Genomic DNA, 24239 nt, shown 5'->3' on the forward strand with positions numbered 1-24239 from the left:
AAAAGTTACTTGATTTCTACTTTTGCACCAGCTTCTTCAAGTTTCTTTTTCATTGCTTCAGCATCATCTTTGCTTGCACCTTCTTTGATTGTGTAAGGTGTTTGCTCTACTGCTTCTTTAGCTTCTTTGAGTCCAAGACCTGTAAGCTCTCTTACAGCTTTGATTGCGTTGATTTTGTTTGCACCACCATCAACAAGCACGACATTGAACTCAGTTTTTTCTTCAGCTCCACCAGCAGCTCCACCAGCAACAGCTCCAGCTCCTGCTACAACAGTAGGTGCAGCAGATACACCAAACTTCTCTTCAAATTCTTTCACAAGCTCAGAGAGCTCAAGAACAGAAAGACTACCAATATACTCTAATACATCTTCTTTTGTAATTGCCATTTTTTACTCCTTATGGTTTTATTGTTCTTCTTTTTGTTTTCTAAGATTATCAAGCCCAGTGACAAAATATCGAGCAGGTGCAGTCCATACAGACAACAACATACCAATAAGCTCATCTTTGCTTGGCAATTTAGAAATCGCTTCGATGTGATTTACATCAACAAGTTCTTTATCAAAATATCCAAACTTGAGAGAGAAGTTCTCTTTGCTATCTTGTGCAAACTTGCAAACGACTTTTGAGAGAGCAATTTGATCTTCACCCCAAATAAAGATATTTGTATCTTTTAGCTGATTTTCAGGTAATCCAGCTTCATTCATCGCAATCTTTGCAAGTTTGTTCTTGATTACTTGAACTTTGACATTCAAATCTCTTGACTTGTTTCTCAAGTCTTCAAGTTGTTTAGTCTTGATACCCTTGTAATCACAAACAACAATTGCAGAAGAATTAGAGAATTCAGCTTTTAGAAACTCAACTATTTCAACTTTTTCTTGTTTGGTCATCTTCTTCTCCTTTCAGACTTAAACATATATTGGGAATTAAGCCTTAGGCACCAATAGTCTTAGTCTAAGATAAAACGGAAGAAAGGGTTACTTTACTTCCAATAGTTCTTGAGAATCAATTCTCACAGCTGGACTCATTGTCAAAGACAAGGCACTATTGCGGATATATTTTCCTTTTGCACTTGCAGGTTTCAATCGATTAACAGCTCTGACGAATTCTAGCATATTCTCTTTAATTTTCTCAACATCAAAACTTGCTTTACCAATAGGAGCGTGAATATTTCCTTTTTTATCGACACGGAAATTCACTTGTCCGCTCTTGGCATTGCTTACTGCTTTTTGGATATCCATAGTTACAGTTCCAGTCTTAGGGTTTGGCATCAAACCTTTTGGCCCAAGAATTCTTCCAACTTTTCCAACTAAAGCCATCATATCAGGAGTAGCAATAACCATATCAAAATTGGTATTTCCATTTTTGATCTCTTCTGCCAAATCCTCATCACCTACGATATCAGCTCCTGCACTTCTTGCTTCATCAGCTTTGATACCTTTAGCAAATACTGCTACTCTCACAGTTCTTCCTGTCCCATGAGGCAATACAACTGCACCACGGATCATTTGATCAGCGTGTCGTGGATCAACACCAAGTCTTAATGCAATTTCAACGGTTTCATCAAATTTTGTTGAAGCCAAAGTTTTTAGAGTCGCTACACCACTTTCTACATCATAAACCTTGCTTGCATCAACCTTACCTGCAAGGTTTTGTAATCTTTTTGATACTTTCTTTGCCATAGCTTCCTAACTCCTTAATCTACAATCTCAATACCCATACTTCGGGCACTTCCTGCAACGATCTTCTTCGCTGCTTCAATGTCTTTTGTATTGAGGTCTTCCATTTTTGTTTTTGCGATTTCCTCAAGTTGAGCATTGCTTAGTTTTCCAACCTTGTTTTTCAAAGGATTATCAGATCCTTTTTGAAGTTTGATTGCTTTTTTAATCAAATCTGTAACAGGGGGTTTCTTGGTTATGAAACTAAAGCTTTTGTCTTGATAAACTGTGATAATAACAGGGATATTGAAATCACCCATATCTTTAGTCTTCTCATTGAAAGCCTTACAGAATTCCATAATATTGACACCTCTTTGTCCCAATGCAGGTCCTACGGGTGGTGATGGATTTGCCTTTCCTGCAGGAATTTGAAGTTTTAATTCACCGATAACTTTTTTTGCCATCTTTTCTCCTTATCTAAAGTTAAATAATTTTCTCAACTTGGGAATACAAAATTTCAACAGGTGTATTTCTCCCAAAAATTGATACATTGAGCTTGAGCTTTTCGTGCTCCATATCGTATTCCTCCACAATACCTGTGAAGTTTGCAAATGGTCCCTCAACGATTCGCACAACCTCTCCTGAATCAAAGAAAATCTTTGGTTTTGGAGCGGCTCTGTTTTCAACCTTCTCTAGAATGTTCTTAATGTCAGATTCTGTTAAGGGTGTAGGTTTTTTACTTTCACCAATAAAGCGACCAACACGAGGCAAAGACTGAATCATATGCCACAATTTTGTATCCAAATCTACTTTGATAAAAACATATCCAGGATAAAGACTGCGTTCAACCACTCTTTTCTTGCTATTTTTCATCTCAATAATATCTTCAGTAGGGACAACGATCTCCTCTAGTCTTGATTGCATATTGCATTCACGGAAAAGATTTTGAATCGCTCTCTTTACTGACTGCTCACTTCCTGAGTAGGTTTGTATAGCATACCAATCCAAACGACACCTCTCTTAAGTAAAATTCTACAAAATGCCTGACACAGAAGCCGATAAAAGAAAATCAACTAATGCCAAAAAAAGTGTTACAACGCTTACAACTACAACAACTGCAATAAATGAAGTTTTCACTTGTTGCTTAGTTGGATTGATCACTTTTCTCCACTCTTCTTTTGCGTTTTGGTAATAAGTCACAATTTTTTTTATCATCTTAGCATCTCATTTAAAATTTGGCAGGCCAGGAGGGACTCGAACCCCCAACACTCGGTTTTGGAGACCGACGCTCTACCATTGGAGCTACTGACCTATGGTTGCTAAAGAGCCTTAGCTCTTTAGCTTCACTTCTTTGTGAAGTGTATGTTTATTTAGCCGAGGGCAAAATTTCTTGAGCTCCAGCTTCTCGGTGTTAGTTTTCGCATTCTTTGTGGTGCTGTAATTGATATCACCACACTCTGAACATTTTAGACCTATTTTGACTTTCATAATAAATCCAATTATTCAATGATTTTTGTAACAACACCAGCACCAACTGTTCTACCACCTTCACGGATCGCAAAGCGTGTTCCCTCTTCAAGAGCGATTGGGCTAATCAATTCAACAGTGATTTTTACATTATCTCCAGGCATAACCATTTCAGTTCCTGCAGGCAATGTGATTGCACCTGTAACGTCAGTTGTTCTTACATAGAATTGTGGTCTATAATTGTTGAAGAATGGTGTATGTCTTCCACCTTCATCTTTTGAAAGAACATAGATCTCTCCCTCAAATTTCTTGTGTGGAGTGATTGATCCTGGCTTACAAAGAACCATACCTCTCTCAACTTCTTCTTTCTTAGTTCCTCTTAGCAAGATACCAACATTATCTCCTGCCTCACCTTTATCAAGCTCTTTTCGGAACATTTCGACACCTGTAACAGTTGTTTTTTGAGTATCTCTAATTCCAACGATTTCAACCTCATCACCAACTTTTACAACACCTCTCTCGATTCTTCCTGTAACAACAGTTCCTCTTCCAGCGATTGAGAATACATCTTCAACAGGCATCAAGAAAGTTTTCTCTGTATCTCTCTCAGGAGTTGGGATATACTCATCTACTTTTGCCATCAAATCAAGGATTTTTTGTCCCCACTCACCTACATTTCCTGCTTTTGCTTCTTCAAGTGCTTTGAGAGCAGAACCTGCAACGATAGGAGTATCATCTCCTGGGAACTCATAACTGCTAAGCAAATCTCTTACTTCCATTTCTACAAGCTCAAGCAATTCAGCATCATCAACCATATCTTGCTTGTTGAGGAATACTACGATGTAAGGAACACCTACTTGTCTTGAAAGAAGAATGTGCTCTCTAGTTTGTGGCATAGGGCCATCAGCAGCAGATACAACAAGAATCGCTCCGTCCATTTGAGCTGCACCTGTAATCATATTCTTTACATAGTCAGCGTGTCCTGGGCAGTCTACGTGAGCATAGTGTCGATTTTCTGTCTCATACTCAATGTGAGAAGTCGCGATTGTAATCCCTCTCTCTTTCTCTTCTGGAGCGTTATCGATATTGTCATAATCTTTGAGCTCTGCCAAACCTTTAGTTGCCAAAACAGCAGAAATCGCTGCACTCAAAGTCGTCTTACCGTGGTCAACGTGTCCGATTGTTCCCACATTTACGTGTGGTTTGCTTTTTACAAATTTTTCTTTAGCCATAATTTACTCCTAGCTTTAAAATTAAAAAATGCTCTGAATTATAACAAAAAAACTCGTTCTTTATTACATTCAAAACATCTAACACCTACTGGAGCCCATAAGCGGATTTGAACCGCCGACCTCTTCCTTACCAAGGAAGTGCTCTGCCCCTGAGCTATATGGGCATAACTCCAAACAATAAAAAGACTTTGGGATAATTTTCTAAAAAGAAGATTGGCTCCCAGATATGGAGCGGGAAACGGGGCTCGAACCCGCGACCCTCAGCTTGGAAGGCTGATGCTCTAGCCAACTGAGCTATTCCCGCATCTCTAACACTAGCTAATCGACTACCACTTCGGCTAGAAAGTGGTGGTGAGACGTGGATTCGAACCACGGAAGACAAAGTCAGCAGATTTACAGTCTGCCCTCGTTGGCCACTTGAGTATCTCACCAAAATAGCTTATTACCGGTCAAACACCAAAAATTATGGAGCTGGTTAAGGGACTTGAACCCCCGACCTGCTGCTTACAAGGCAGCTGCTCTACCAACTGAGCTAAACCAGCAATTCAAAACAAAAGTGGCATTATAGAGTTTAAAATATTAAAAGTCAAGAGCAAAACCTATTTTTGTCTCAATTTTTTGCAATTTTGTTCTTTTTTGCAGAAAATTCGGCTGTTGCGTGTGAGATCTTGGGGGATTTCATAGACTAAAAATCCTGCTTCTTTGGCATTATCTCTTACAGCTCCACTTTGAGAATAGGTGCTAATCACTCCGTTTTTGCTCAACTTCTCATAAAGGAGCGTGAAGTATTCCTTGCTCCAAAGCTCTGCGTTTTTGTTAGGAGAAAAGGCGTCTTGATAGATAATATCAAAGAAGTTGTCAGGAAATTGTTTGATATACTCAATCGCATCTCCGATAAAGCATTGGATTTTGTAATTTGGGGCATTAAAGACTTTTTGGGAATTGAGAGTTTGTAAAATCTCTTTGAGTGAGATTCCCTCAAAGTCTTCAATCTCCTTGGGATAAGAGAAATTAAGCAAACTTGGAAGCAAAAGCTCATCTTTTTCAGGAGAGTAAATCTCAAGGGTTTGAGAATAGTGTGAAGAGAGAAAATGCTTGAGTGTAAAGAATGTGTTGTATCCTAACCCAAAGCAAATATCCAAAACCCTGATTTTCTCTCCCAAAAGTGCGTATTCAAAACAAGGGAAGATATGCTTAAAAAGCGTTTCATTGATTGCTCCATCTTTGAGGCTATGGTAACTCTCTTGATAGCTTGAATTAAAAAGTGTATAGCTCCCATCAGAGCTTAGCTCAATACTCAATCCCTCTCTCCCTTAACTCATCTCGAATGTAACGCATTTGGATATTTTTGTCAAAGCACCATTTAGGAGCAAGGAGCGTTTCATCGTGAGCTCCTGAACTAATGCGTTGTAAAACGACATTTTCAGGAATAAGCTCAATAGAATCTAAAATGAGCTGAGTGTAAGTCTGTAAATCAATTGGAGTGTATTCTCCTTTTTTATACATTTTGGCAAGTTGTGTGCCTTCTACGACATAAAGAGGGTGGAGCTTTAGCCCATCTACTCCCCACTCTAGCACACTTCTCAAACTCTCTAGCATCATCTCCCTACTCTCATTGGGCAATCCATAAATCAAATGGGAGCAAACTTTAATCCCCCTCTTTCTTGTATCAGCAAAGATTTCTGAAGCCCTACTCATATCTTCCCCACGATTGATAAGCTCTAGGGTTTGAGGGAAAATGGATTGCACTCCATACTCTAGCCATATCTCAAAACCCTCTTTGACATAACCCTCTAGCAAATCCAAAATCTCATCATTTACACAATCTAGCCTTGTCCCCACACTCATTCCCACCACATTTGGCAAAGAGAGTGCTTCATCATAGAGGGCTTTGAGGGTAGAGAGGGGTGCATAGGTATTGGTATAGGATTGAAAATAAATCATATATTTGCCAACTGAAAATTTCTCTTTGTGAAAATCAGCGTGCCAAAAAAATTGCTCTTTGAGCTGAGAGAGCTGTGAGGAGAGAATGGGGTTTTGCTTCAGAGAAAAACTCATCTTCACACTCTTTTCTTGAGGGAGTTTGATAATACTAGGAGAAAAACTCTCATTGCGACAATAAATGCAACCTCCCCTTGCCACACTGCCATCAATATTGGGACAAGTAAATCCTTGCAGGGTGATAGGAATCTTCCTCACCCTCTCCCCAAAAGTTTTCTTGAAATATCTTCCTAGCGTTAAAAGTTCCCTCACTCCTCGCTCTCCCCAAAGCAATCTTTGATATATCGCCCATCAAAGCACGCTTGACAATATCCACCTCCTCCCACACTTCTAGCTAGTCCCTCTAGGCTTAAAAAATACAAAGAATCTGCTCCTACATATGCCCTCACCTCTTCTAGGCTATGGGTAGAGCAAATCAACTCTTGGCGATTTGGAGTATCTACTCCATAATAGCAAGGAGAGATTGTAGGAGGAGAGGAGATAAGCAAATGCACCTCTTTTGCCCCTGCATTCCTTAAAATCTTGACAATTTGGCGACTTGTCGTTCCTCTCACTACAGAATCATCAATCACAACCACTCTTTTGCCCTCAATGATTTCTTTGATTGGATTGAGTTTAAGCTTGACTTTTAGCTCTCTAATACTTTGCTCTGATTCTATAAAAGTGCGTCCCACATAGTGATTTCTAATAATTCCCATCTCAAAGGGGATATTACTCTCTAGGGCATAACCCAAAGCTGAAGGCACTCCACTATCTGGCACAGGGATAACAACATCTGCACTAATCTTGCACTCTCTTGCCAACTCTCTTCCCATTTCTTTGCGAATCGCATAAACATTTTTTCCAAAAACTTGACTATCAGGACGAGCAAAGTAGATGTATTCAAATACGCATTTAAAATCTCTTGGGGTAAAGATTTGCATAGAAGTCATCTTGCCATTTTCAAAAACAAGCATTTCTCCTGCCCCAATATCTCTAATATATTCAGCCCCCAAAAGATCAAAAGAGCAACTCTCACTTGCAACGATATATCCCTCGCCACTTTCAGTTGAGATTTTTGCAAGACTTAAAGGTCTAAGCCCATAGCAATCTCTTGCTACAATCATTTTGTCTTTCAATACAAAAATAAGACAATATGCTCCTTTGATAATCTTCAAACACTCTTTGATACACTCCTCAAAACTCTCTTTTTGGCTTTTGGCAATGAGATGCAAAATCACTTCAGTATCTAAAAAACTCTGAAAAATTGATCCCTCAGAAGTTAGCTTCTCTCTTAGTGCCTTAGCATTAGTAAGATTGCCATTATGCACCACTGCAATCTCTCCTAGAGAGCATCTTGCATATAGAGGTTGAGCATCAGAGCTAGATTGCTTACCTGCAGTGGCATAGCGATTGTGTCCGATTGCGATATTGCCCTTCAGCGTTTGCAAAGAGTTTTCATCAAAAACTTCAGAAACCAATCCTTGAGCTTTGTGAGTGTGAATCTTTTCCCCATCAAACACGCTCATTCCACTTGCTTCTTGCCCACGATGTTGCATTGCAAACAAAGAATAATAAGTTAGCCAACTTGCATTCTCAACCCCATACACCCCCACAACTGCACATTCTTCATTCCAATGCTTCATTTTGCGTCCTTTTTAGAATTTCAAAACATCAAGCATACTATAAAGTCCGCTTTTTTGCTCCACTACCCATTTGAGTGCTTTGATTGCTCCTAGTGCGAAAGTATTGCGATTTGTGGCATTGTGTGTAAGCTCCAAATACTCTCCCTCACAATAAAACCCCACCGTGTGTCTTCCCACTATATCTCCCCCTCTAAAGCTCATCACCCCAATCTCTCCACTTTTTCTCTCTCCAATATTGCCATCTCTTCCACTCACTCTCACACTCTCTAGCTCTACCCCTCTGCCCTTAGCACAAAATTCAGCCAAAGTCATTGCTGTGCCACTGGGGGCGTCTTTTTTCTTGTTGTGATGAATTTCACTGATTTCAATGTCTGCTTGAGGAAGTTTTTCAGAGAGCAAGAAAACAAGCTGATTGAGAAGTGCAATGCCTTGACTTGTGTTTGTAGCATACACAATGGGGGCAAGATTTGAGGCTTGAGAAAGCAAGGATTTTGCTTCACTCTCTAGCCCTGTTGTGCCGATGATGGCAGGTTTGGGGTTTTTAAGAAGGGCTTGAAGCAAAGAGGGGGTAAGGGAGGGATTGCTAAAATCAATCAAGCAATCACATTGATTTAAAAATACTTCCCAATCATTTGTTGCTTCTACTCCCTCAATTTTTGAGGGATTCCTAGAGAAAATACAAGAGAGGGATAAATCTCTCTCCTTTTCTATCTGAGTAGCAATCAGTTGCCCCATTCTCCCTGAAAAGCCAACTAGTCCTACTCTTAGCATTTAATGTCCTTCTAGGTAAGATAGCACACTTAGGGCTGCTGTCGCCCCATCTCCTGCTGCACAGATAACCTGTCTAGGAGCTTGAATCCTAATATCTCCTGCTACAAAGAGTCCCTTAATGCTTGTCTTCATTGATAAGTCTGCCACCACACTGCCCCACTCATCACACTCACAAAGCATACTGCCATCTTCTTGCTTAAGCACAGAGTTATTCACCTCATAGCCTACAAAAATAAATACTCCCATTACATTAAGTCTTTTGATTTCTCCATTTTGTTTGACATCAACAAAGCTTACCCCCATACTATCTCCCCCAATCTCTTCAATCACTGCTGAAGTGATGAATTCGATTTTTTCATTCTCTTTGGCGTGAGCGATTGTGCTTGGAGCTGCACGGAATTCATCTCTGCGATGCACCAAATAGACTTTGGAGCAAATCCTTGAGAGATAGATAGCCTCTTCTAATGCTGTATCTCCACCACCTAAAACTACAACTTCTTTGTTTTTGTAAAAAAAGCCATCACAAGTCGCACAAGTGCTAACACCTTTTCCCCAAAACTCACTCTCGCCTTTGACTCCACTTTTTTTGGGTTTCCCTCCTGTGGCGACAATCACGCTTTTTGCCTCAACACTCTTGCCATCGGCTTGAATGATTTCAAAAATATCACCTTTTTTGCTCACTCGCTTTACTTCAGTCATTTCGTGTTTGAGTCCAAACCTAAAGCACTGCTCTTGCCAAGGTTGCATAAAGTCAATTCCACTGACAATTTGAGAAACACCCGGATAGTTTTCTATCTCACTGCTTCCTGTGATTTGCCCTCCAGGCATTCCCATCTCAAACAAGGCAACATTTTTCAAACCACCTCTTGTCGCATACAATCCTGCACTTAGTCCTGCAGGTCCTCCACCAATAATTGCTAAATCTAACATTTTCTCTCCTTTGATAAAAATTATTATCTATACTATTAAGTCAAGATAAACCAAAAGTATCACTAGGGCAAAAAGCCCCTGTGCTTATAGAAGAGAGTTGAGCTTGTCTTTGAGAACTTGCTCTGAAGTTGCACCCACCATTTGATCAACTACTGATCCATCTTTGAAGAAAAGCATTGTAGGAATACTTCGGATTCCAAATTGAGCTGAAAGCTCTTCTTGCTCATCAGTATTGACTTTGCAGATATTAGCTTTTCCTGCAAATTCTTCAGCAAGTTTATCAATCACAGGGGAAAGCATTCGGCAAGGACCACACCAAGGTGCCCAAAAATCCACAAGTGCTACACCACTTTGAGTGTGCTCTGCAAAGTTTTCTTTTGTTAGTTCAATATAATGACCCATTTTTTACTCCTATTGTAATGATTTGAAAACAAAGGATTATACAATGAAAAATCTATCTCATCAGTAATCAAAAAATAATATTTCTAAAAACCAAAAAATTCTCGAAGTAACTCAATCCCTACAATACCAAAAATACATACAGCCAAAACGTCTAGGACTTTTGCATAACGCAAAAAGAGTGAAAAGATTCTTTTGATACTGAAAAAATGTGCCACCAAAGAAAACCAAATCATAGGAATGAGTAGCATAAGCACAAAGCATACAAGACTCCCTTCCAAAGGGGTTTCTTGAGGAAGTTTTGTCAAAACAGAACCTACAAAGATTGGGGCTTTGGGATTGGAGAGATTTGTCATCACGCCACTCATAAAGGCTTTGCTTCGATTTTCTTGAGGGACAAAGCTTTCTTGGGATTGAAAATCTTGTGAAGATTTTGCAAAGAGTGAGAGAAAAATCTTACAAGTCATATAGAGCAAATAGCACCCCCCACAGAGCTGAACCCACTGAAAAAATGAAGTTTTTGAGAGCATTCCGATGAGGAAAAATCCTACAATCAACCACACAATAGTCCCTGCAACGATTCCATATACTGCACTTAGGGCGTATTTTTTGTTTTTCTTGATTGCACTTGTAATCACCAAAAACATATCTGGTCCTGGCATCATCACAGCCAAAATCCACATACTCAAAACATCAAAAAAAGCCTTTTTGTTACTCAAGAAAAACTCTAACATTATTTTCCTTAAAATCTTTGAAATCAAAAAGGGGATTTTACACTTTTATCGAGGAAAAACAAAAGATTTCCACAAGGGAAATCTTTTGGGGGTTAATATAAAATGATATAAACCTTTTGAGGTCCATGCACTCCAAAAACCACTTGCAATTCAATATCAGCAGTTCTTGAAGGTCCTGCAATGAAAAGAATGTTTGTAGGCAATACTTCAGGATATTGTTTTTTTATCTCAGCAAATACCTCTGACATATTGCTCAAAATCTTCTCTTTTTTTAGCAAAATCACACTGCATTTAGTGATAAGAGAGAGCAATCGTGGTTGAGTGGGAGAAGAAACTAGGGAGATGATTCCAAGATTGCTCACTCCATAATCAGCCTCTAAGAGTGCACAATCAGTGCTAAAAAGCTCATCTTTTAACTCCTCCATTGGCTTATCATAATCGATCTTTTTGATCTGCAAAGGAAGATGAGAGAGATTTTTGGGGACTAAAATACTCTCAAACCCCTCTTTTTGCAAAATCTCATTGACAACTTGAGGAATCTCTCCCTCACTTGTCTCAATCAATTCAGCCTTATTGGCAATTTGAGCCCTTTTGTATTCTGCGATTTTATCCTTCTCAATAGGAATGATAATATCACGATAAGTCCCTTTCTCATTTTGCAAGGGGTTGTGTTTGAGGGCATTTTGGATATTGTGTAAGATTTTTTCTTTACTCATAAATGACTCCTTCCATCTTTTTTACTTCTGAATGAAAACTTGCATCAAGTTGTGGGAAAGCCCTGCAAGAAGTCCATTGCTTAAGTCCTGGGATAAGAGAAGCAAAAGGTTTGGCAAGTGAGCCAAAGAGATTGATTTTCCACATCAGCACTCTCCACGCCCAAGGAGTAGTCGCAAGCCAAGCAAAAGTTCCAAATGCAAACTTCTCTCCTCCTTTGGCTCCTACTCGCTCAATTCCTAGTATTTTTTCTTTTTTCTCTTTGACTTTCTCATATCTTAAATCTCTAATCATTTCAGAGAGTGGGATTTTTACAGGGCAAACCTCAGAGCATCGCCCACAAAGAGAGCAGAGATTGAGGATATAGCCATATTTATCGATTCCAAAGAGTTGAGGAGAAATCACCTCTCCAATTGGTCCTGGATAAGTCGCACCATAAGCGTGTCCTCCGATTTTGTCATACACTGGGCAGTGATTCATACAAGTTCCACATCGAATACAGCTCAATGCTTTGGCATATTGTTTGTGAGAGAGAATATCGCTTCTATGATTGTCTAGCAATATCACATGCACCTCTTTTGGCCCATCTAAATCTCCCTCTTTTCTAGGAGAAGTGATGATATTGTTGTAACAAGTGATACTTTGTCCCGTGGCTGAGGGGATAAGCAAAGTATCCAAAATCACAGCATCATCAAATTTTTCAACAATCTTTTCAATCCCGCAAACTGCTACATGAATATCAGGAACGGTGGTGCTCATTCGCCCATTTCCTTCATTTTCTAGTAGCCAAATTGCTCCCTCTTGGGCGATTGCAAAATTCACTCCTGAAAGCCCCATTTTGAACTCTTTAAACTCTTTTCTAAGATGAGTTCTAGCCACAGCATTGAGATCTTCAGGCTCACTAAATCGCTCAACTTTTAAGTGTTTTTCAAAAATCTCTCCAATTTGATAGCGATTTTTATGAATCGCAGGGACAACGATATGCACTGGTGGCTCATCAATGAGCTGAATGATTATCTCTCCCAAATCTGTTTCAATAGCTTTTATGCCTCTGTGTTTGAGATAGGAGTTGAGGTGGATTTCCTCACTTGCCATTGACTTGCCTTTGAGGATTGTGGTAACATTGTTTGCTTTGGCAATATTGTAGATAATCTCATTGGCTTCATTGGGATTACTTGCCCAATGCACTTTGATTCCATTCTCACTTGCTTTTTTCTCAAACATCTCCAAAAGCTCAGGAAGTCGTGAGAGGGTGTTTTGCTTAACCTTTCTTCCCTCTTCCCTCAAAGCTTCCCAATCCCCATATCGCTCTTTGAGAAGCTTTTTGCGATTGTTTTGAAGCAATCCCATTCCAAATTCAAGATTTTTTCTGAGTTGCTCATCGTGTAATTTTTCTGAAATCAATTCTTGAGTATTCATCTCTTCCTCCTTACACCAAACCTATGCGTTGAGCCAAAAACTCATAGAGATGCATAGGTTTCACTTTTGCTCCCATTTTTTGCAAAGCACCAGAGATATTGAGCAAGCACCCGCCATCACCAGAGATGATATACTCTACATCTTTGCTGATAATATCATTGACTTTTCGCTCAACCATTGCCTTACTCACTTCTGGCTCTTTCACACTAAAAGTCCCACCAAAACCACAGCACTCCTCTTCTCTTTCTAGCTCAACCAATGTTACATTTTTGAGCATTCTAAGAAGTTTTTTTGAAGAATCCACGCATCTTGCAATACGCAAAGCGTGGCAATTGGAATGCCAAGTTACTCTTGTGCTATTGCCTTGATCGACTAAATCCACTCCTAGATTTTCTACTAGAAAATCACTCAAATCAAACACTCTTTGAGAAAATTCTTTTACTCTACTCTCTTGATTTGTTCCTTCAAATAGATGAAGATAATCATGCATCATCATTCCTGCACAAGAACCCGAGGGAACGATGATAGGATAAGGCTCTTTAAAAAGCTCAAGGTTTTTGAGAGCCACTTGGCGACTCTCATCATAATACCCCGAGTTATAGCTTGGTTGCCCACAACAAGTTTGATCTTTTTTGTAAATTACTTCACATCCAAAATGTTGCAAAAGCTTAATTGAACTCATCAATGCCTTGGAGTAAGCCACCCCTCCAAGACAAGTCCCAAAGAAATAAACTTTCATCTCTCAACTCCTACAATAAAAAGAATGCTACGCTTACTGCAATGATACAATAGAGCAAACAAGGCAAAATATTGTAAGTCAATAAGCGGTGTTCTCCTTTACCAATCAATCCCACAGTCGCACAAACAGCAACAATGTTATTGATACAAATCATATTTCCTGCTGCTCCTCCAATGTTTTGCAATGCCATAATCACTTGAGTTTTGAGTCCTACAAGCTGAGCTGCTTCAAATTGCAATGGAGCAAAAAGAAGATTTGAAACAGTATTTGAACCTGAGAAGAATGCTCCCAAAACTCCAATAAGTGGAGCAACGATGAAATAAACTTGCCCTGAAATATCTGCAAAGAATTTCGCCATCATTTTAAGCATTGAATCCAAATGCTCAGGATTGTTTCCAGTATTAAGCATTAGCTGAACCATTGCTACTCCTGCACACAAAGGAATGACAGCCTTCCCTACTTGCTTAAATGTCGCACCCCACGCTTCTTTGACTTCATCTCCACTCATTTTGTGCAAGAAAATTGTCAAGATTGCTACCAAAATGAAAGGAATAATCCCTGGTAGATATGCATAAGAGAAACTATAAGCTGTGTTTGCTGTATCAAAAATAGGTGGGAAAGAAATTTTAAGTGCAACAAGCTTTTGCTTCAATCCAAATGCTGGAATCCTTGTAGCAACAAGAATCAAAGAAATGAGCAAATAAGGCACCCACGCCATAAAAATCCCAATCTTTTTATGCTCTTTTGGCTCTTCTTTTTTCTGACTTCCTACCCAAAAATCAGGCCATTTTTGACTCTCATCAAAATCCCAAGTTTGCTTAGGCACAAGGAATCCCACTTTTGCTGCAAGAACCAAAATACCCAAACATACAAGCCCACCGATAAGTGAGGGGATTTCAAATCCTCCATATTTTGCAATCAAAAGATAAGGAATGATAAACATTACTGAAGAGAAGATTGAGAAAGGAATGATAGGTAATGCATCTTTGAAGCTCTTATTTTTGCCAAAAAACTTCACAAGCATAAAGACAACCAAAGTCGGAACAATCATCGCTGCAAAAGAGTGGATAAAGGCTGTAAGGAATGTAACTTCTGACATATAGCCATCAATTCCACTTCCTACAAGCTGAGAGATTGAAGTCTTAATCCCATTTGTAGGTGTCCCAACAGCTCCAAAACTTACAGGGCTTGAATTCATTATCAAAGTTCCCATCGCTGCTGCAAGAGCTGGGAAACCAAGACCGATGAGAAGTGGTGCTGCAAGAGCTGCGGGTGTTCCAAAACCTGCTGCCCCCTCAATAAATGCACCAAAAGCCCAACCAATGATGATAATCTGCACTCTTCTATCAGTAGAGATAGAGTTAAATGCTCGATTGATTGAATCCATTCCTCCACTATATTTGAGAGTGTTAAGGATCAAAATCGCTCCAAAGACAATCACCAAAATATCAAAGGCTTTGAGAAAGCCAAACAAGACATAAGCACTGACTGCTGTAAAGTCCATTTTCCAAAACCCTAGAGCAATTGCTATGCTCAATGATAACGCCAAACCAAGTGAGAGGGCTGAAGACTTTTTCAGTCCAATCATCATCACAAGAATCAATACAATAGGCAAAAATGCCAAGGCTGTATATGCCATTCTTCCTCCTTAAAAATTCTAAATAGTCTTTATTTTACTTCAGAAAAAAGGAAGATGATTCAAAAGATTAGAGAAAAAGTAAAGATTTTTCTCTAATTATCACTTTTGGTAACTAATTTTTGAAAGTATTGTCGTAAATTCGTAACAGAGCAATAAATAATGCCGTAGCAGCAGGACCGATAATAATCCCTGCAAACCCAAAGACACTAATCCCTGCCAAGATTGCAAAAAAGATAAGCATTTCATTGATTCTTACAGAGGTTTTGATAATCTTGCGTTTAACAAACCCTATCAAAAGGGGCTTTACTCCATTATCAATCACAAGTCCGATAAAAATCGCCCCATAAATAGCAATAAAAATCGCCCCTGCACTATCTCCCAAATAGAGCTGATGAAATGCCACAGGCACCCACACCAAAGCCCCTCCTACAATGGGCACAATGGAAGCAAATCCATAAAGCACCCCCAATAAAAACCCATCATATCCCAAAAATCCACTTGCCACCCCAAAGCAAAAGCCTTGAAGCAAGATATTGAGAATAGAAGTAAAAAACACGATATTTAGCACAGCACTGATTTCTTCATAAATCCCACTTGTTTGCTCTTTGCTAAAGGGAATGAGGTTGAGAACAAAGTCTTTAAAAGCCCTAGAATAAAAGAAGCAAAAATACAAAAACACAATGATAAACCCAATATTGATAACAAGGCTAATCCCCCATTTGGCAAATCCTGCACTCATTCCAAACACATAATTTAACACATTACTTGCTGAAAAATCACTCATAAAATCTTTGGCTCTATGAGCAATTTCAGGAGAGAAGTCATAAAGCCATAGAGAGATTTTCTCTTTTGTGGATTCGATAAATTGACTAAGTGAGGCAGGATCAAGGCTTGAGAGCACATCAGCACTTTTGATGATGACAAACACCATAGGCAATGCAAACAAAATCACAGGAATGAGCGTGCTAGCAAGAGAGGAGAGCCAATTGTATTTGAGATATTTATCAAAAAAGTTTTTGAGAAAAAAGGTTGAGACACAAAGCAAAATGGCAATGAGAAGGTTGAGCAAAAAGGCATTGTATAAATACCCCATTGCACACAAACTAGCAATAAATATCACCCAAAAAAAATACAATCCTTTAGCCTGTGCTTTTTTCAAAACAAACTCCCTTCTTGCTTAATCCCAAAAAATTCAAATGTCTTATAGGTTGCCACCCTTCCTTTGGCACTTCGCTCTAGGTAGCCATTTGCCAAAAGATAAGGCTCAATCACATCTTCAATCGTGCTTTCATCTTCACTCATTGCAGCTGAAAGCGTGTTTAACCCAATAGGCTTACCTCTGCTCTCACACAAGATTCTCAAATATCTCAAATCTAGCTCATCAAAGCCATAGTCATTGACCCCTAGCTCTTCTAGGGCAGATTTGGCTCTCTCAAAAGTGATACTTTCCTCATCATACACATCTGCAAAATCTCTCACTCTCTTAAGAAGTCTTAGAGCGATTCTTGGAGTGCCTCTTGAACGCCTTGCAATCTCCATTGCCCCCTCACTGCTTAGAGATTTGCCTAGCTTTGAGCTTGCAATCTTTACAATCTTGGCTAACTCTTCAGGGCTATAAAACTGCATTCTAAAATTCATTCCAAAGCGATCACGCAAAGGATTGCTTAGCATTCCTGCCCTTGTAGTTGCACCAATGAGAGTAAAGCGTGGGATATCAATCTTGACACTTTGTGCTGCTGGACCAGAACCGATGATGATATCTAGTCTAAAATCTTCCATCGCAGGATAGAGAATCTCCTCAATCGCAGGGCTTAGTCTATGAATCTCATCGATAAAGAGAATATCCCCCTCTCCTAGATTTGTCAAAATCGCAGCCAAATCTCCACTTTTCTCAATCATAGGAGCAGCTGTTACTTTAATCTCTGCTCCCATCTCTAGGGCGATAATATGACTGAGTGTAGTTTTACCAAGCCCTGGGGGGCCAAAGAAAAGGATATGATCTAAGCACTCATTACGCTTTTTTGAGGCTTGGATAAAGATTTGAAGATTTTTTTTGATTTGCTCTTGTCCGATGTAGTCCTCCCACACACTCGGACGCAAGGAAACTTCTGTGCTTTCCTCAAAGCTGATTTTCTCAATATCAACAATCCTCTCCATCAATAACTCTCATCTAAGTTTGGGAAATTTTGATTTTTTACATCTTTGACATATTCTCTGATTGCCCCCTTAAGCAATGCTTCTCCTTCTAAATAGCGTCGCACAAATTTGGGCTTGAACTCTGTGAAAAATCCAAAGGCATCACTCCATACCAAAATCTGCCCATCACAATGCACTCCACTGCCAATGCCAATAGTAGGGATAGAGAGCATTTGAGTAATCTCTGTGGCAACTTCGTGCTTTACCCCTTCTAGCACAATAGCAAAAACCCCTGCTTCTTGCAAGGCTAGGGCTTCTTCTTTGAGCCTATTAGCACTCTCCTCACTTTTGCCTTTGATTTTGTATCCCCCCTCACTTCTTGCAAATTGAGGCATTAGCCCAATATGCCCCATCACTGCCACGCCCTCATTGATAATGCTTTTTACAATCCCCACTCGATTTAACCCACCCTCAAGCTTGATAGCTCCTGCATTTGTTTCTTTGTAGAATCTAATGGCATTTTTAAGGGCTTCACTCTCATTGCAGTAGCTTCCAAAACTCATATCTCCCACCACTAAACTCTCTTTCACTCCTTTGCATACAGCTTTGGTATGATAAATCATCTCATCAATTCCGATACTTAATGTATCGCTATTCCCTCCAAAGCTATGAGAAAGACTATCTCCTACCAAAATAAAATCCACTTCATTATCAAAAATCTTCCCAAAAAGTGCATCATAAGCTGTAATCGCTGTAATTTTCTCTACGCCTTTTTTGGCTTGAATTTGTGTAATTGTCATCTTTTGCTCCTTGCTAAAATCATATCTGCCAATACAAGATTCATCATCGCCTCACTTACCACACTTCCACGAATGGCGATACAGGGGTCGTGTCGTCCTCTAATCTCTATCACCCTCTCTCTCCCTTCTTTATCAAGACTTTTTTGAGGGAGAGCAATGCTGGGTGTGGGTTTGAAGTGAATCTTAACCAAAATCTCCTCTCCATTTGCAATTCCTCCCAAAATTCCCCCACTATGATTGCTTAAAAATCCATTTTCACTCATCACATCATTGTATTGTGAGCCTTTGAGATTGGAAGCATTCACTCCCTCTCCAATCTCCACAGCCTTCACGCCATTAATCCCCATCATCGCCCTTGCAATTTCAGCATCAAGCTTATAATAAAGTGGCTCTCCCAATCCTAGCAAATCCCCTCTAGCCCTTAGCATTACCACTCCCCCTACACTATCCCCACTCTCTCTTGCTAGAGTGATACACTCTTTTTGAGCCTCTTCCACACCTCTATCAAGTGCAAAGATTTCACTCTCTCTAGCATAAGAGAAATCCACTTCACTTCCCAAAATCCCCCCTACTCCTAGCACACCACTCTCCACTTCTATATCTTTAAGCAATGGTTTGATGATACTTGAGGCAACCACTCGCACCAAACTTTCTCTCGCACTTGCCCTTCCTCCACCTCTATAATCTACATTGCCATATTTATGAAAGTAGGTAAAATCTGCGTGAGAGGGGCGAAAAATATCTTTGATATGAGAGTAATCTTGGCTTCTTTGATGAGTGTTTTTGATGATGAAAGCTAGTGGAGTTCCTGTGGTTTTGCCCTCAAATACTCCACTAATAATCTCACAAATATCACTCTCTTTTCTTGGCGTTACATACGCACTTCTTCCCCCACCTCTTCTCTTGATATCTTCTTGTATCTTATCTAAGTTGATTTGTAAATTTGAGGGCAATCCATCTAGCACTCCTCCAATATACTCACCGTGTGATTCTCCAAAAGTGCTTAGCCTTAGTGCATAGCCAAAGGTATTCATAATGATTTTAAAACCTCATAGGCGATTTTGGCACATTCTTGCTGAGCACTTTTTTTGCTCCCCCCCATCGCTCTTGCATACTCTCTTCCCTCAATCCTCACTGCCATCTCAAAGCTTTTTTGATGATCAGGGCCAATTTCTTGAATCAAAATGTATTCAGGGATTTGAGAGAAATGAGCTTGAGTAAGCTCTTGGAGTGCAGTTTTGTAATCTAGCACCACCCCTTCAAAATCAATATGAGAATAAAATCTCTCTACAAGAGACAAAATCACCTCTTTGGCTTTCTCTATGCCCGATTCCAAATAGATTGCTCCGATAAGGGCTTCAAACGCATCAGCTAGGATTGAGGGCTTACTTCTTCCATTGTTGCTCTCCTCAGCACTTGAGAGAAGCAAGGATTGTGGCATATCCAAAAATAGAGCAAATTTTGCCAATCCCTCTTCATTGACAATACTTGCTCTAATCTTGCTTAGCTTCCCTTCTTGATGAGTGGGAAAACGCAAAAAAAGATACTCTCCCACCACCAAATCCACCACAGCATCTCCCAAAAACTCCAATCTCTCATTATTGCCCCCCTTTTTGTAGCTTTTGTGAGTGAGTGCTAAAGTCAGCAAACTCTCATCTCTAAACTCATATCCGATTTTTTTTTGCAAATCTTTTATCATCGTAATCCTTGATATTTTTGAGCTTCTTCTTTGGCGATTGTATCGCACCTCTCATTATAGACAAATCCACAATGCCCCTTCACCCAAGTGGCTTTGACTTTGTGAGGTGCTGAGACTTGTAAATATTCTCTCCATAAATGTGGATTTTTTACATCTTTGAAATCTTTTTTTATCCAATTCTTTAGCCAAGAGTTAATGGCTTCACAAACATATTTAGAATCACTCACTAGCTCTACTTCACAAGGCTCTTTTAAAACTTTGAGGGATTCTATCACAGCTTTAAGCTCCATTTGGTTATTGGTAGCATTGGCTTCTCCCCCACTCACAATCCTCTCTTTATCTTTGTAGCACAAGATTCCACACCACCCTCCAGCACCAGGATTTCCCAAAGATGAGCCATCAGAGTAGAGAGTAATTTTTTTCACTTTTTACCCTTTGGGGTTTGAGATTGAGATGAAGGACTCCTAACTCCCCACAAGAAGAACATCTAAAGGTATCAAAAGGGAATTCGCCCTTGCAATGAGGGCAGGTATAGCTAAAGCTTAGCGTTGCTTTCTGCACAGAGCAAGAAGTAAAAAGCCTTAGAGTTTCTAAATAAAAGTTATGACACTCTCTTGTAGGATAATAGCCCTTAGCTTGATATAGCTCAATACAAGGGGAGTCTTTGATGATTGAGAGTGGGATTTGCTCTAGGGAAAAATCCCACAACAAATCAATGTAGTTTTCCCATCCCTTAGTTGGAAGATTCTCCCAAAATAGCTTTGGGTTATGGAGCTTGAAGTGTCCAAGAATTAGCTTATGCAATGAGGGTTGCTCTTGAATTAGTCTGCATAATCTCTCCTCTCTATCCTCTTCTCTTGAGCCAAAAAGAATCTGAGCAAGGAAATAATCTCTTGCAAGTTTTACTTTCTTTTTCTGCTCTATTGTCATCTCTAGTATATTTTCCTCAACGCACTCTAGTGCATCATAAGCACTCCTAAAATCTCCTAAAATCTCATAAAGCTCAATGAGTTTGTAGAGGACTTTGAGATTGCGAGGATTGAGGTTTAAAATCTCCAAAAAATTCTCTTTGGCTTTTTGCAAAAACCCTGCTTTGAGATACAAAATCCCTAGCTCTTGAAGGATTTCAATCTTTTTTTGCATATCATCAAATTGCTCAATGAGGGTAAGATAGATTTTGATTGCTTGTTGATTGTCCCCTCCTTTTGCATAGCTTTTGGCTAGGAAAATAAGGGTTGGGATAGGATCTTTGGAAACTTTTAAAAACTCTGAAATCCCATCAAAAAGTCCATTATGCTCATAGCTTTTTACAAGGGTATTGAGTGATTTTTGGCGTTGTTTTTTGCGATAATAGTTGCGATAGTAATCCCCCAAAATAACCAAAGCAATGATTCCCAAAAGAATGGCAATCCCAAAGAGTGGATCACGATAAATTTGGGTTAATTCATTCAAGGCTAATTCCTTACATTTGTGATAATTGCACTGCTTACAAGTCGCTCAAAATATTCTTTCAAAATTAAGTCCTTTCTCTCATATACAATCTTTTGCATAATCATAGGCTTGATTTGCTCATAAGGCAAAGTCGTGCTTCCGATCTTGTCTTTGATATAGAAAGCCAAAACTGCCCCACCATTATTGAGGATTTGAGTAAATTCACCTTTGGGTGTGTCTGCAAAGAGTTGAGCGATTTGAGGATTGATATTGCCTAGAGCGATTTTCTCCTCTCTTTTTTCTACCCCACGAATTTGCATCAATGGACTATTCATCGCTTGAGCTAGGAGCTTTTCATTGTTTGAAGCATATTGGATCACCACCACTTCTTTGGGAAGTGTGAAGTCTTTTTGATGAGTATCATAAAACTTCTTTAGCTCTTTTTCATCAACGATTTTGAGGTTGGTGGAGAGAATTCTTTGAGTGAGAAGCTCATTTTGGATATATTCTTTATAAAAAGCCCTTAGCTCTTCATAAGAGTATCCACTGCCTATCATATTGGCGACAAACTCATCTCGGCTGATTCCCTTCATCGTCGCAGCAGCTTGAATCTGCTGATCTATCATCGTTTCATCTGCAATGATTTGCAATCTCTCAATCTCTTGCATTTTAATCACTTTGAGGATAAGTTGCTCTTTGGCTTGTTTGGGGGAGAGTTTTTGGGTTTGCTCCAAAGATTGGAGTTCATAGAGTGTTACAGGGTAATTATTGACTTTGAAAGCAATCCCATCTACCACATTTTGAGCCACCAAAAACACAAAGAATGCACCCAAACAAAATATTTTTTTCATCATCTCTCTTTTAGTAAAAATTTTAATCAATCTATTTTATCCAAAAACAATTAAACACCCTCAAGCTATGCTAAAATCCCACGCTTTATTCTCATAAGGATAGGCACAATGAAACTTCACTCCTCTTATTATTCAATCATTCCCCTAGCATTTGGGGCGTTTTGTATGGGCGTAGCAGAACTTGTAATCGCAGGAATGCTAGAAAAAGTTAGCCACTTTTTCTCAATCACTCAACAAGAAGCAGGGTATTTGGTGGCAATTTATGCCTTTGGTGTGATTATTGGAGCACCTCTACTCACTATCCCCCTAAGTCGTTTTGATAGAAAAAAACAATTTCTTATCAATATTGGGATTTTTGGCTTGGCAAATGCTGTGGTGTATATGAGTTCAAACTTCTACCTCACAGCTCTTGCTAGGTTTGTGGCAGGGTGTATGCATGGGGTGTTTTTTGTGATTGCTACTTTGATTGCATTGCAAGTGGCTCAAAAGGGCAGAGAAACTCAAGCGATTGCTATTGTGGTTTCAGGACTTACACTCTCTATGATTTGTGGAGTTCCACTTGGCTCATTTTTGGGTAATACATTGGGATTCCAAAGTGTGTTTTTGCTTGTATTTTGTTGTGCTTTTATGACTTTTTTTCTCTCGCTTTTCTTTATGCCCAAAAATCTCAAAAGTCAAAAAACACGCTTTTTTGATTTGATTTTATCATGCAAAAGTCTTCCAATGTGCAAAGCCTTTTTGATTACAGCATGTTTTTGTGGGAGTATTTTTGCCCTCTATACTTACATTGAACCATTTTTCCTCTCAAATCCCTATTTCAACAAAGACAAACTAAGCTGGATTTTATTGCTTTATGGAGTGTTTGGGGTAGGGGGGAATTTCTTTGGGGGCAAACTCACCGACAGCAAAGGCTCTCATAAATCTTTGCTGATTGCTCTAGGAATGCTAAGCCTTTCTTTGCTTTTGATGACTTGGAGTATCCACTATCCTTTTGTGGCAATTTTTAATTTTTGCTCTGTAGGATTTTGGGCGTTTTCTTGTGTCGCACCTCTGAAAAAGTTTGCAATGGAATATGCTGTGGCTTACACACCTGAGACGATTGAAAGCTCTATAAGTATCAATGAGGCAAGTTTTAATATTGGGATTGCAATCGCTTCATTGATTGGTGGTGTAGTTTTAACTCATATTGGTGTAAGCTTTATTCCCCTCACAGCCTTTATCATCGCCTTTACCCCTGTGGTTTTGCTGATATTTTCTAAAAGGCTTGATACACAATAAATCCTAAATTCTCATAAAAAACTTTAGATTTTCCTAAAATCACTTTTATTTTATGTTAGGATAATAAAATCTTAGCTTAAAGGTTGGATTTTGGAAAATCAAATTATCTTGCTAGAGAAAAAAGGAAACACGCTCACTCCCAATGTTTCCCAAAATCCACTCTCTCTCATTCCCTCTTCTTTGTGTATCCAAGCCCATTTTGAACTCAATGAACCCAATCCACTTCTTAGAGCCTATCAAAATAAGATTCTCTCCTCAGATCAAAATTATCTCTCTTTTTGTTTTCCTCTAAAATTTCACAATCAAACCCTATGCTTTTTTGCTCCAACCTCAAAAATCCCAAAAAGCAATTTTGCAATGCTAGATTTATCTCTCCCCACTCAAATTGATAGAGAAAAAATCTGTGTTTTGTTTGTCTATCCCTCACTCTCTCTTCTTTGCTTCTATCAAAATCGCACACTAGAGTATTGCAAAACCTTCACTCTCCCCTCAACACTCCCCTCTCTTAAAGCTCTCTTTGAATATGATGATGAGATTTTTTGCCTCTCCCCTACCCCAATCCCTCAAGCTTTTTACTCCCTCCCTCTTGTGGCATTTAGTTCATTTTTTACCTCATCTCCCAAAGGATTATGCGTTACAAAATCAAGGTTATAGCGTGAAATAAGGTGCAAGTCTGCCATTCCCCCCTTGCTAAAGGCTCTTAAGAGATTGAGTGTGCT

The 24239-nt window shown here is 39.3% G+C and carries 29 protein-coding genes and 5 tRNA genes; 2 read left to right on the top strand and 32 right to left on the bottom strand.

The annotated features are described in order from the left end of the window. Positions 1–5: 5 nt before the first annotated feature. From rplL to CQA58_RS06865, 32 genes are all read right to left on the bottom strand, one after another. Positions 6–386: a 50S ribosomal protein L7/L12 gene (rplL, locus tag CQA58_RS06710; RefSeq protein ID WP_115569954.1), complete on the bottom strand. Its 381-nt coding sequence runs from the start codon at positions 384–386 to the stop codon at positions 6–8. An 18-nt stretch (positions 387–404) separates the two neighbouring features. Next, complete coding sequence (gene rplJ, locus CQA58_RS06715) at positions 405–887, bottom strand: 50S ribosomal protein L10 (protein WP_115569955.1); 483 nt, start codon at positions 885–887, stop codon at positions 405–407. An 87-nt stretch (positions 888–974) separates the two neighbouring features. Beyond that, positions 975–1679 carry a 50S ribosomal protein L1 gene (gene rplA, locus CQA58_RS06720; protein WP_115569956.1) on the bottom strand — a complete coding sequence of 235 codons (705 nt, stop codon included), beginning with the start codon at positions 1677–1679 and terminating at the stop codon, positions 975–977. 14 nt (positions 1680–1693) lie between these two features. Further along, the gene (gene rplK / locus CQA58_RS06725) at positions 1694–2119 is read right to left on the bottom strand and encodes a 50S ribosomal protein L11 (protein ID WP_115569957.1); all 426 of its coding nucleotides are present in this window, start codon (positions 2117–2119) and stop codon (positions 1694–1696) included. Between the two features lie 19 nt (positions 2120–2138). Then, positions 2139–2663, bottom strand: coding sequence for a transcription termination/antitermination protein NusG (gene nusG / locus CQA58_RS06730; protein ID WP_115569958.1), 525 nt, complete (start codon positions 2661–2663; stop codon positions 2139–2141). 24 nt (positions 2664–2687) lie between these two features. After that, complete coding sequence (gene secE, locus CQA58_RS06735; protein ID WP_115569959.1) at positions 2688–2870, bottom strand: preprotein translocase subunit SecE; 183 nt, start codon at positions 2868–2870, stop codon at positions 2688–2690. Positions 2871–2891: 21 nt separating this feature from the next. Continuing rightward, a tRNA-Trp gene (locus CQA58_RS06740) sits at positions 2892–2967 on the bottom strand. 17 nt (positions 2968–2984) lie between these two features. After that, positions 2985–3143: a 50S ribosomal protein L33 gene (rpmG, locus tag CQA58_RS06745; RefSeq protein WP_115569960.1), complete on the bottom strand. Its 159-nt coding sequence runs from the start codon at positions 3141–3143 to the stop codon at positions 2985–2987. 11 nt (positions 3144–3154) lie between these two features. Continuing rightward, complete coding sequence (gene tuf / locus CQA58_RS06750) at positions 3155–4354, bottom strand: elongation factor Tu (protein ID WP_115569961.1); 1200 nt, start codon at positions 4352–4354, stop codon at positions 3155–3157. An 89-nt stretch (positions 4355–4443) separates the two neighbouring features. Continuing rightward, positions 4444–4518, bottom strand: a tRNA-Thr gene (locus CQA58_RS06755). 63 nt (positions 4519–4581) lie between these two features. Then, positions 4582–4658: transfer RNA gene (locus CQA58_RS06760), tRNA-Gly, on the bottom strand. A 42-nt stretch (positions 4659–4700) separates the two neighbouring features. Next, positions 4701–4785, bottom strand: a tRNA-Tyr gene (locus CQA58_RS06765). Positions 4786–4820: 35 nt separating this feature from the next. After that, positions 4821–4896, bottom strand: a tRNA-Thr gene (locus tag CQA58_RS06770). A 57-nt stretch (positions 4897–4953) separates the two neighbouring features. Then, complete coding sequence (locus CQA58_RS06775; RefSeq protein WP_115569962.1) at positions 4954–5655, bottom strand: tRNA (5-methylaminomethyl-2-thiouridine)(34)-methyltransferase MnmD; 702 nt, start codon at positions 5653–5655, stop codon at positions 4954–4956. After that, entirely contained in the window at positions 5645–6607 is a 963-nt protein-coding gene (gene mnmL / locus CQA58_RS06780; RefSeq protein WP_115569963.1) for a tRNA modification radical SAM protein MnmL/YtqA, read from the bottom strand. The genes CQA58_RS06775 and mnmL overlap by 11 nt, the downstream gene beginning before the upstream one ends. Continuing rightward, on the bottom strand, positions 6604–7980 hold the full coding sequence (gene purF, locus CQA58_RS06785) for an amidophosphoribosyltransferase (RefSeq protein ID WP_115569964.1): 1377 nt from the start codon (positions 7978–7980) through the stop codon (positions 6604–6606). Before purF ends, mnmL begins: the two co-directional genes overlap by 4 nt. Positions 7981–7992: 12 nt before the next feature. Beyond that, positions 7993–8751, bottom strand: a complete 759-nt coding sequence (dapB, locus tag CQA58_RS06790) for a 4-hydroxy-tetrahydrodipicolinate reductase (RefSeq protein WP_115569965.1) — start codon at positions 8749–8751, stop codon at positions 7993–7995. Beyond that, complete coding sequence (gene trxB / locus CQA58_RS06795) at positions 8752–9681, bottom strand: thioredoxin-disulfide reductase (protein WP_115569966.1); 930 nt, start codon at positions 9679–9681, stop codon at positions 8752–8754. It abuts the gene before it with no gap. 84 nt (positions 9682–9765) lie between these two features. Continuing rightward, the gene (gene trxA, locus CQA58_RS06800; RefSeq protein WP_115569967.1) at positions 9766–10083 is read right to left on the bottom strand and encodes a thioredoxin; all 318 of its coding nucleotides are present in this window, start codon (positions 10081–10083) and stop codon (positions 9766–9768) included. Positions 10084–10166: 83 nt separating this feature from the next. Then, positions 10167–10814, bottom strand: a complete 648-nt coding sequence (locus CQA58_RS06805) for a LysE family translocator (RefSeq protein ID WP_115569968.1) — start codon at positions 10812–10814, stop codon at positions 10167–10169. 92 nt (positions 10815–10906) lie between these two features. Beyond that, positions 10907–11530, bottom strand: a complete 624-nt coding sequence (locus CQA58_RS06810; protein WP_115569969.1) for a LutC/YkgG family protein — start codon at positions 11528–11530, stop codon at positions 10907–10909. Then, a complete protein-coding gene (locus CQA58_RS06815; RefSeq protein ID WP_115569970.1) occupies positions 11523–12947 on the bottom strand; it encodes a LutB/LldF family L-lactate oxidation iron-sulfur protein in 1425 nt (474 codons plus the stop codon). Before CQA58_RS06815 ends, CQA58_RS06810 begins: the two co-directional genes overlap by 8 nt. A 10-nt stretch (positions 12948–12957) precedes the next feature. After that, positions 12958–13686, bottom strand: a complete 729-nt coding sequence (locus CQA58_RS06820) for a (Fe-S)-binding protein (RefSeq protein WP_115569971.1) — start codon at positions 13684–13686, stop codon at positions 12958–12960. 10 nt (positions 13687–13696) lie between these two features. Next, positions 13697–15325, bottom strand: coding sequence for an L-lactate permease (locus tag CQA58_RS06825; RefSeq protein ID WP_115569972.1), 1629 nt, complete (start codon positions 15323–15325; stop codon positions 13697–13699). A 112-nt stretch (positions 15326–15437) separates the two neighbouring features. Beyond that, positions 15438–16484 carry an AI-2E family transporter gene (locus CQA58_RS06830; protein ID WP_115569973.1) on the bottom strand — a complete coding sequence of 349 codons (1047 nt, stop codon included), beginning with the start codon at positions 16482–16484 and terminating at the stop codon, positions 15438–15440. Continuing rightward, positions 16481–17482 carry a Holliday junction branch migration DNA helicase RuvB gene (ruvB, locus tag CQA58_RS06835; RefSeq protein WP_115569974.1) on the bottom strand — a complete coding sequence of 334 codons (1002 nt, stop codon included), beginning with the start codon at positions 17480–17482 and terminating at the stop codon, positions 16481–16483. Before ruvB ends, CQA58_RS06830 begins: the two co-directional genes overlap by 4 nt. Continuing rightward, entirely contained in the window at positions 17482–18261 is a 780-nt protein-coding gene (gene panB / locus CQA58_RS06840) for a 3-methyl-2-oxobutanoate hydroxymethyltransferase (RefSeq protein WP_115569975.1), read from the bottom strand. Before panB ends, ruvB begins: the two co-directional genes overlap by 1 nt. Then, positions 18258–19295, bottom strand: coding sequence for a chorismate synthase (gene aroC, locus CQA58_RS06845; protein WP_115569976.1), 1038 nt, complete (start codon positions 19293–19295; stop codon positions 18258–18260). The genes panB and aroC overlap by 4 nt, the downstream gene beginning before the upstream one ends. Beyond that, a complete protein-coding gene (rnc, locus tag CQA58_RS06850) occupies positions 19292–19960 on the bottom strand; it encodes a ribonuclease III (RefSeq protein WP_115569977.1) in 669 nt (222 codons plus the stop codon). Before rnc ends, aroC begins: the two co-directional genes overlap by 4 nt. Further along, positions 19957–20385: a ribonuclease HI gene (gene rnhA / locus CQA58_RS06855; RefSeq protein ID WP_115569978.1), complete on the bottom strand. Its 429-nt coding sequence runs from the start codon at positions 20383–20385 to the stop codon at positions 19957–19959. The genes rnc and rnhA overlap by 4 nt, the downstream gene beginning before the upstream one ends. Further along, positions 20360–21412 (bottom strand): tetratricopeptide repeat protein, encoded by a 1053-nt coding sequence (locus CQA58_RS06860; RefSeq protein ID WP_115569979.1) that lies wholly within the window; start codon positions 21410–21412, stop codon positions 20360–20362. The genes rnhA and CQA58_RS06860 overlap by 26 nt, the downstream gene beginning before the upstream one ends. A 2-nt stretch (positions 21413–21414) precedes the next feature. Then, positions 21415–22242, bottom strand: coding sequence for a peptidyl-prolyl cis-trans isomerase (locus CQA58_RS06865; RefSeq protein ID WP_170126763.1), 828 nt, complete (start codon positions 22240–22242; stop codon positions 21415–21417). A 108-nt stretch (positions 22243–22350) separates the two neighbouring features. On the opposite strand from CQA58_RS06865, the gene CQA58_RS06870 reads away from it, so the two are divergent. Beyond that, a complete protein-coding gene (locus CQA58_RS06870) occupies positions 22351–23520 on the top strand; it encodes an MFS transporter (protein ID WP_115569981.1) in 1170 nt (389 codons plus the stop codon). Between the two features lie 90 nt (positions 23521–23610). Then, a complete protein-coding gene (locus tag CQA58_RS08265) occupies positions 23611–24174 on the top strand; it encodes a hypothetical protein (protein WP_170126764.1) in 564 nt (187 codons plus the stop codon). The last annotated feature ends 65 nt before the right edge of the window (positions 24175–24239 follow it).

It is taken from the genome of Helicobacter brantae (assembly GCF_003364205.1).
GTDB classification, from domain to species: domain Bacteria; phylum Campylobacterota; class Campylobacteria; order Campylobacterales; family Helicobacteraceae; genus Helicobacter_G; species Helicobacter_G brantae.